The sequence below is a fragment of the Xenorhabdus griffiniae genome, assembly GCF_001028135.1.
Lineage (GTDB): Bacteria > Pseudomonadota > Gammaproteobacteria > Enterobacterales > Enterobacteriaceae > Xenorhabdus > Xenorhabdus bakwenae.
Genome location: NZ_LDNM01000048.1, coordinates 1 through 7,420, shown reverse-complemented (window position 1 = coordinate 7,420; position 7,420 = coordinate 1). Strand labels below are relative to the sequence as shown.

Genomic DNA, 7,420 nt, shown 5'->3' with positions numbered 1-7,420 from the left:
TCATTCGTGACAGCCGGGGCTATTTCCGGCCGCAATCCGCTGACGAGTTACTGGCCACCTCCCCGCGCCGTCAGTGTCTTCAGCAATTATGGCAAAACAGTGCCCTGCCCGAAGGGCTGTATCAGCGTTTTTATCTCGCGCCGGTGAAGCAATTGCTGGGTAGTGTGCAGCAGGTGCCCGCCACACCGGAAGGCGACTGGTCAGGGGCAGGGGGATTTGCTGACCTGACGCTAAAGTTTACCACCTGTGCCGTGCGGCTGGCGAAGGGGCATCTGTTCCCGCCGGGGGCGGCACCGGAAACGCAGGCGGCACAGAGTCTGTTATGGCAGGCGGTGGTGTTCTGGGCGGCGTTGTTTTACCACCTGCCGTTGTTGCGGCAACTGGACGGGGAGCTGGAAGACGGACATCACTGGCAGCCGGGGCTGTGGATGCCCGCACGTCGCTTTCGTTTCCGATTCCGGTCATCCCTGCCAGATTTGTCTGTGCCACTGGAAGCCATGATGGCCGCCCGTTTACTGCCGGAAGAGGCGGTGAGCTGGTTATTTCTGGTGCCGGAAGCCTGGCACTGCCTGGCCTTACAGCTGGGCGGGCATCCCTCCGCCGTGCCGTTAGTGGATTCGCTGCTCCAGGAGGCCGCCACACAAGTGCAGTCCCCGTTGCTGAAACCGGCTGCATCTTCTGAGCCACCGTCGGCAACCTTAGCACCAACAGGTTCTGATGGGGTTTCACCGCTTCCCGTATCAACAACTTTACCATCCGTCGGTCAACCGGCATGTGAGGACACACAGACATTATTGTCATTATTTCAATCAAATGATGAAGTTTCATTGTCAATTGATGTAAATGAGAACGATAACGATTTGAAATTGCACAAACATCCGTGAAGGAAGCCAGAAAGTGTTGCTCCCACCGGGGGTCAGTCGTCATGATATTAACAGTGAAATAATTTCGATGGGTGACTGGTTTTCCAAGGAGTTATTGGCTGCTTAATAGACCACCCGTAAGCAGTATTGTCATGTTGTTGATAACAGGAAAGAGATTATGCACGGAACAGAAGAAAAATGGGGCTGGGATGAATTACTGGAGGAATACTTTTTCTCGCATATGTTACGCCCGGCGTCAGAATGGAGTTATAAGAAAGTGGCTAAGGGGTTTTCTCAATTTTTGGGCGAAAAGGTGCAGCCTGAAAACGTCACCGGGCGGGATGTACTCCGGTGGCGGCGCTATTTACTGAATGAAAAAAAGCAATCCTGCCATACCTGGAATAATAAGGTGACCCATCTCCGGGCGATTTTTAACTTTGGGATAGCGCAAAAATTATTACCTCAGACAAAAAATCCGTTTCTGGATGCGGCCGTCAAAAAAGGGAAGAAAAAGAAGAAAATTCTGAGTAAATCCCAGCTGACCCGAATTTACCTGGTGATGCAGCAGTATGAACAGGAAGAAAGATCCGGCGTGAAACCCCGCGGAGGGCGCTGTGCGTTATATCCTACCTGGTACTGGTTGACCGTGCTGGATACGTTCCGGTTAACCGGCATGCGCCAGAACCAGTTGCTGCACCTGCGGCTGCGGGATATCAATCTGGAAGGCAACCATATTGAATTGCGTACGGAAGGCAGTAAAAATCACAGTGAGTGGCGGGTACCGATGATCCCGCCCCTCAAGCCCCGCCTGGCGCAACTTCTTGAACGCGCAAAAGCCTGTGGGGCGAAAGACGATGACCCACTGTTTGATTTAACCCGTCTGAATTTTCGTTATCACGGTCGGATGACCAGTTACCAGTATAACCCCGATAAAGAAAGGCAGCATATCCGCTCTTTTTTCAATCGCTTGTCGAAAGCGTGTGGTTTTGCCGTCTCTCCCCACCGTTTTCGTCATACCCTGGCAACGGAGTTGATGAAAGCGCCCGACCGTAACATGCAACTGGTCAGAGGCCTGTTGGGGCACCGCAGTCTGGCGACCACGATGGAATACATTGATATTGATATTGATATGGACATCGCGGGTAAAACGCTGGAGAGCGAGCTGGCGATATATCTGGATCTGTCGGTGTAAAGAGAAAGAGCGTATCAGAAAAAAACAGGGCGGGTTTCAATCGGAGTTTAGGAGGATGGAATGGATTGAACTGCCCTGCATCAACAATAGATGGTATGAAAAGATGATTGATACCGATCTGGCATCCCGCGAAGTTTACACCTCACTTGACATCAGAATCAATTACTGAAATCATTACCTTGCAAAAAAAAGAGCGCTTGCAAATGCAGGCACCCTGTATTTTTTATTTACGGCTTTTTAAACACTGAGTAGGCAAATCAGAATACCCATTGCTTAACATTTTCTTAACGGCCATAAATTTTAACTTACTTGTTAAGTCTATGATAACTAAAACAAATGAGCCTTAAAATTTTGGTGCCCGGACTCGGAATCGAACCAAGGACACGGGGATTTTCAATCCCCTGCTCTACCGACTGAGCTATCCGGGCTAACGGGGCGCATTAAATCGTATCCAGCCCAATCCGTCAAACACTTTCTGCATAAATTTATTTATATGCGTTTAAATCACACAATAAGCTATAAATCCAAACAAAATGGAGAGTTAATCCCCCCACAGGGCGCGAGCATACTTTTAACGCCTATTGAATGAACAGTAATTACGTGATCTAATTATTCTTATTTCTTCTTTGAATGCTCACCCATGAATCCGAACCAGACCCTGATTGAATATTTAACCGTTGTGAAAGAAACCCGTTCTGATATCAATCGTCAATACGAGCTGGTTGATGTCATTTTTCTTGTCATCAGTGCCATTCTGGCCGGCGCCGAAGGCTGGCAAGATATTGAAACTTATGGTCGTGCTAAAATTAAATGGCTGAGAAAATATCGTTCTTTTCTCAGTGGAATACCCCGTCGACACACGATGGCCAGGATAGTGCGCGCTATTGAGCTCGATTCCCTGCTGGACGCTTTACTCAACTGGATCAACGAGCAACGTGAACAGGGAGGAAAACCGGTCATTGCCTTTGATGGAAAAGTTCTGCGACACGCCTACCGTAATGAAAGGAAAAATGCCGTTCAGCTGGTCACGGCGTATGATACGGAGCGGGGGTTAGTTCTGAGCCAGAAAGCGACCGCTACGAAAAACGGTGAAATCAGTATCGTACGGCAGATGCTAGAGCTTCTTGACCTGAAAGGCAGCATAGTCACGCTAGATGCCTTGCATTGTCAGCGCCAAACACTGGAGAAAATCAGTGAAAAAAAGCCCATGTTGTTGTTCAGGTGAAGAAAAATCAGCCCCATCTGTGGGAAGCCGTCCAATCTCAATTTCAGGCGGTGTTTGATGCGGGTAAAGAGAAAATTATCACGGAAGTTAAACAAGAAGCCCATGGCCGACGTGAAGAGCGCTATGTGTTTCAGTTAAAGGCAAAATTCGAGCGGCCGACAAGTGGCCAACGATCCGCAGTGTGATTGCGGTTGAACGTCACCGGACACAAAACGGCAAAGGAACGGTGGAGACTTCTTATTACGTGAGTTCTCTTTCACCCAAGCATAAGTTATTGGGGCACTATATTCGTCAACATTGGCGAATTGAGAATGGTCAGCCCTATATCCTTGATGTAGTTTTTAAAGAAGATGATTCAAGAATTGTTCTGGATGGTGCGGTTGAGAATCTGGCATTATTTCGGCGAATTGTGTTGAATCTGGTCAAACAATGCGATTGTGGGGCACCCAGCCAAAGGAACAAACTTAAAAAAGCGGGTTGGTGTGATGATTATAGGGCAAGAGTTTTCTTTGGTTGAATATTCATCAAAGCATGCTCGCGCCCTGCGAGCCAGTCACCAATGTGTACCCAGATATCAGGATTTTCTTTCATCTTCCTCCCTATTCGAATAATGGGCATCCGCGGGTGAAATAGATTTGCCCCAGTGAGTTGTGAATAAGCTACTAACAGCAATAAGCAATACATTAAAGAATTGGAGACAATTGCTGTGACAAATGCGAAAAAAGCCACGCCGAAGCGCGGCCTTAAATTATTAGTTAATCATTACGAATAAATTCCATGAGGATCTTTATCTTCGAAAATAAATTCAATTTCTAACGTTTCGCCAATATGCGTTTTAAACAGAGCTCCAATTTCATCGAGATAATAATTATTTCCTACCGGATAAGATAAGGTACCTTTTCTGCTTACGGAACCATTGGAAATTCGGGTTTCTTTACCTAAACACCTAACTACCAGAATCTTGTTTTCCAGTTCTTGTTTAGCTGTTTCATTACTTTCTTTATCAACATCTAACTTAACAGACTGAATATTCCCCCAATGTACACTTTCATGACTGGAGTAAAAGCCTGCAAGATTCTTTATTGGTGTATTATTACTAATTTCTTCCCAACCACCAAAATTAAGTCCATCAATAGTCTGAGCATAACCAAATAATTTATCAGGATACAGTCCTTCTTTATCTACACCTGTACCAATTGTTATTTTCCCTTTTAATCGAAATTTTGAATCTGATTTTACTTCCGGCTCCGGTTCTGGTTTCGAATCAGGTTTTGGTTTCACCTTATCTTCAAAAAACGCCCAATCACATGCCATCATATCTTCCTGCGTTGGTTGCCACGGCACAAAGTTACCGTGCTCATTGCGCAAATCAATATGCGTCAAATAATCATATTTAGTGCCAGCAGTAACACCATCAACCGCGTAAGCACTATCTTTCTCCACAGTTAAATCATTTACACGTGGAGTGATAGCCAGATATGTAGCGCGGCGACCAATTTCGCACTGTTTCGAGTGGAAATTACCGCCTTATAATGCACAGTGCAAAATGAAATGCCTAATTAAAATTCATCATCATTTGCAGCACGACCGACAGGTAAATATTTGTAGACTGTTGAATGAGATATATTGAGAATTATAGCAATTTCCGTGCGTGATTTTCCTTCTGCCAATAATTTAATAGCGTATTGATATTTTTCAGTTGGTAAAGCTATCGGGCGGCCACCAATACGCCCTTGTGCTCTCGCTGCGGCTAGCCCAGCATTAGTACGTTCAATAATCAGTTCCCGTTCCATTTCAGCCAATGCACTCATCACATAGAAGAAAAATCGTCGGTTTGTCAGAACTGGGCTATCGAACCATCGGGAACGGCCGTAACCAGATTCCCGATATGTCGTTTTTTGAGTCGCGATTAACTGAGTCTGGTTATCAAACATTGCCTAGTGGGATGATTATTCAATGGGGGCGGGCAATTGGACAAAATCCCAGTGGTTTATCTAATGATTGGTCGCAGTCGTCTGGAGCTATTCAGTTTGCAATTCCGTTCACAAATCAATGTGTTGCGATAACGTGTTCGCTCGATGACGGCGGGGCAAATAGTCAATGGGTCGCGATAGCGCAGACCAGAGTAATTGACCGATACCGTGCGGGATTATTGGTACACACAAAATATATACCAACGCGTGCACCGACAGTAACGTATATCGCAATAGGATATTGATATGAGTGATAATAATTATTTATTTAGTCCATCAACGCTCGGTTTTTACCCTGTCACAATGATAGGAGACTATAGGGCGGCGGGAACACTGCCAGATGATGTTATTCCTGTAGCTGATGAGGTATTTTTGGAGTTTAGCCAACCTCTGGCTGGTAAACTGCGTGGAGCAGCTAATAACGGAATGCCGTGCTGGGTTGATGTCCCGCCACCGCCACCGCCTACACCTGAGGAATTGCAGAAACAGGCGGTATATCAAAAACAGTATCTAATGAACATAGCCAGAGACAAAATCGCTCCGTTACAGGACGCCATTGACCTCGATATGGCCACCAATGCCGAAAAATCCGCTCTCACTGAATGGCGCAAATATCGGGTACTGCTCAATCGGGTGGATTGCTCTACCGCCCCCGATATCCAATGGCCGGAACAGCCGGAATAATTAAAGGGGCATTACGCCCCTGATTGTTACTCTGGCGCTTTAGGCCAGTCGATGTCAGGTGCTGTCGAACAGTCGACGCGGTTCAATAACACGCAGTACCGTTTCCATGCAATCAGCGTTGCCTGTTCTGTGTCCGTCGCCATCTGGAGATCGACGGCGTATTGGAGTGGTGCGATGGAGTTTGCAGCCTGTGACAGACGATAGTGTTTTTCCTGTTCTGCCCTCTGCCGTAACTGCTCAGGTGTCGGAGGCGGGTTCACAATCGCCAGTGCCTCTGCCTCTGCCTCGGTAATCGGGGTTAAATCCGGTTTAATCCACGCGTCCTGAGAGCCGTTTGATTCAAATGCGTAAATTTTGTTATCAGTAGATTTGTAGTATTTCATTTGTTACCTCAACTCTGTCCACAATTCTACGAAATTGTTGGCATGCCCTAGTTGTGCGTTTACTACGTAATTCGCACCTACAGGAACAATAAAATTTATACCCAGCGAAATTTTCAATTTCGCGTAATCTGACCCGCTAAACGCAACCAGAACGCCGTTAACTATTCCGCCAATCCCCAGCGCTTCCGGCTCCTCTGCCAATTTGGTTTTCGTTCTCGCAAATACTGCTATTGGCCTGCCTGTGTCGTTTACATATGCCACACCACCAACTCGTTGTGCCGTAACATCCCGCCACTGTTGATTAACGCCTATGCTCGCGTTACTGGCGACAATATCAGTCACAGCACGCTGACTCATCACGGTGGTAGTTGATGCGCCCGTCGCCTGTTCGATAAAACCGAGGTTTTTCACAAACTTCGATTTATTCGGAATGTCTGCGCCGTTCTTGGCTTTTTCCAGCCAGCCTTTGGCAACAATCGCGGTTATCGCGTCAGCGAGTTGACTCTGTTTTCTGGGGTCTGGGGTAATGCCGGCTTTTGCCAGAATGTTTTTGCATTCCTGCTGGATATCCCGGATAGCGGCCTGATTGTTGTTCAGCCACTGCGCTGAAACGATAGTGCCCAGTTTGCCAGTGGTGGGATCGCCGTCATGGAAGGCGTTGTCCGGCGTGTTAACGGGCGGCATTAAATCTTGCATAGGATCTTACTCCTGATAGGTAAAGTAACAATAGGTGTGAGCAGGTTTCAGGTCGTTAAAGATAGATTCAATCACGGTGTCAGCAAAGGCAGATAAACGTTCGCCTGCTAAGGAATTGCCTGCTCGGAACCGATAGTTCTGCACGCGGTTGCCGTGAATATTCACCACCCAGACCCATAATGAATCAGGGTACATCAACCTCTCACCGGCACGGTTAACTCCTGCCCGAAAGGGTAAGGGTTCTTCAATGGTGATGTGATAACCCAGGCGCGACGCCAGTGACGTGAAGTACGGTATTGACAGCCCGCCTGTTTCAGCCAATTTCAGCAAGACCATTTCCAGCCAGGGCGCGAGCATACTTTGATTAATCCTCAGCCAAAGAAAACCTGTGCACGATAATCATC

Annotated in this window: 9 protein-coding genes, 1 tRNA gene and 1 pseudogene; 5 read left to right on the top strand and 6 right to left on the bottom strand. The window is 47.1% G+C overall.

The annotated features are described in order from the left end of the window. The coding region (locus AAY47_RS11440; protein ID WP_047769969.1) for a TraI domain-containing protein at nucleotides 1-884 on the top strand (884 nt) is incomplete at its 5' end. A gap of 157 nt (nucleotides 885-1,041) precedes the next feature. Beyond that, nucleotides 1,042-2,055 (top strand): tyrosine-type recombinase/integrase, encoded by a 1,014-nt coding sequence (locus AAY47_RS11435; RefSeq protein ID WP_047769967.1) that lies wholly within the window; start codon nucleotides 1,042-1,044, stop codon nucleotides 2,053-2,055. Nucleotides 2,056-2,407: 352 nt separating this feature from the next. Here the strand turns inward: AAY47_RS11435 and AAY47_RS11430 are convergent. Beyond that, nucleotides 2,408-2,483 (bottom strand) — tRNA-Phe (locus tag AAY47_RS11430). A gap of 212 nt (nucleotides 2,484-2,695) precedes the next feature. Between AAY47_RS11430 and AAY47_RS20010 the strand changes: the two are divergent. Further along, nucleotides 2,696-3,797 (top strand): annotated as a pseudogene (locus AAY47_RS20010) (ISAs1 family transposase). A gap of 245 nt (nucleotides 3,798-4,042) precedes the next feature. Here the strand turns inward: AAY47_RS20010 and AAY47_RS11415 are convergent. Beyond that, nucleotides 4,043-4,723 carry a Thoeris anti-defense Tad2 family protein gene (locus AAY47_RS11415; RefSeq protein WP_047769963.1) on the bottom strand — a complete coding sequence of 227 codons (681 nt, stop codon included), beginning with the start codon at nucleotides 4,721-4,723 and terminating at the stop codon, nucleotides 4,043-4,045. A gap of 116 nt (nucleotides 4,724-4,839) precedes the next feature. After that, a complete protein-coding gene (locus tag AAY47_RS11410) occupies nucleotides 4,840-5,214 on the bottom strand; it encodes a recombinase family protein (RefSeq protein ID WP_084727032.1) in 375 nt (124 codons plus the stop codon). On the opposite strand from AAY47_RS11410, the gene AAY47_RS23305 reads away from it, so the two are divergent. Further along, entirely contained in the window at nucleotides 5,169-5,498 is a 330-nt protein-coding gene (locus tag AAY47_RS23305; protein WP_419177442.1) for a gp53-like domain-containing protein, read from the top strand. The genes AAY47_RS11410 and AAY47_RS23305 overlap by 46 nt on opposite strands. Nucleotide 5,499: 1 nt before the next feature. Beyond that, the gene (locus tag AAY47_RS11405; protein WP_047769961.1) at nucleotides 5,500-5,937 is read left to right on the top strand and encodes a tail fiber assembly protein; all 438 of its coding nucleotides are present in this window, start codon (nucleotides 5,500-5,502) and stop codon (nucleotides 5,935-5,937) included. 26 nt (nucleotides 5,938-5,963) lie between these two features. Here the strand turns inward: AAY47_RS11405 and AAY47_RS23175 are convergent, their stop codons facing one another. The 3 genes from AAY47_RS23175 to AAY47_RS11390 are packed head-to-tail and all read right to left on the bottom strand — an operon-like array spanning nucleotide 5,964 to nucleotide 7,373. Beyond that, entirely contained in the window at nucleotides 5,964-6,320 is a 357-nt protein-coding gene (locus tag AAY47_RS23175) for a tail fiber assembly protein (RefSeq protein ID WP_047769959.1), read from the bottom strand. A 3-nt stretch (nucleotides 6,321-6,323) separates the two neighbouring features. Further along, a complete protein-coding gene (locus AAY47_RS20005; protein ID WP_053014269.1) occupies nucleotides 6,324-7,016 on the bottom strand; it encodes a hypothetical protein in 693 nt (230 codons plus the stop codon). A gap of 6 nt (nucleotides 7,017-7,022) precedes the next feature. Then, nucleotides 7,023-7,373: a putative phage tail protein gene (locus tag AAY47_RS11390; RefSeq protein WP_053014268.1), complete on the bottom strand. Its 351-nt coding sequence runs from the start codon at nucleotides 7,371-7,373 to the stop codon at nucleotides 7,023-7,025. Nucleotides 7,374-7,420: the final 47 nt, after the last annotated feature.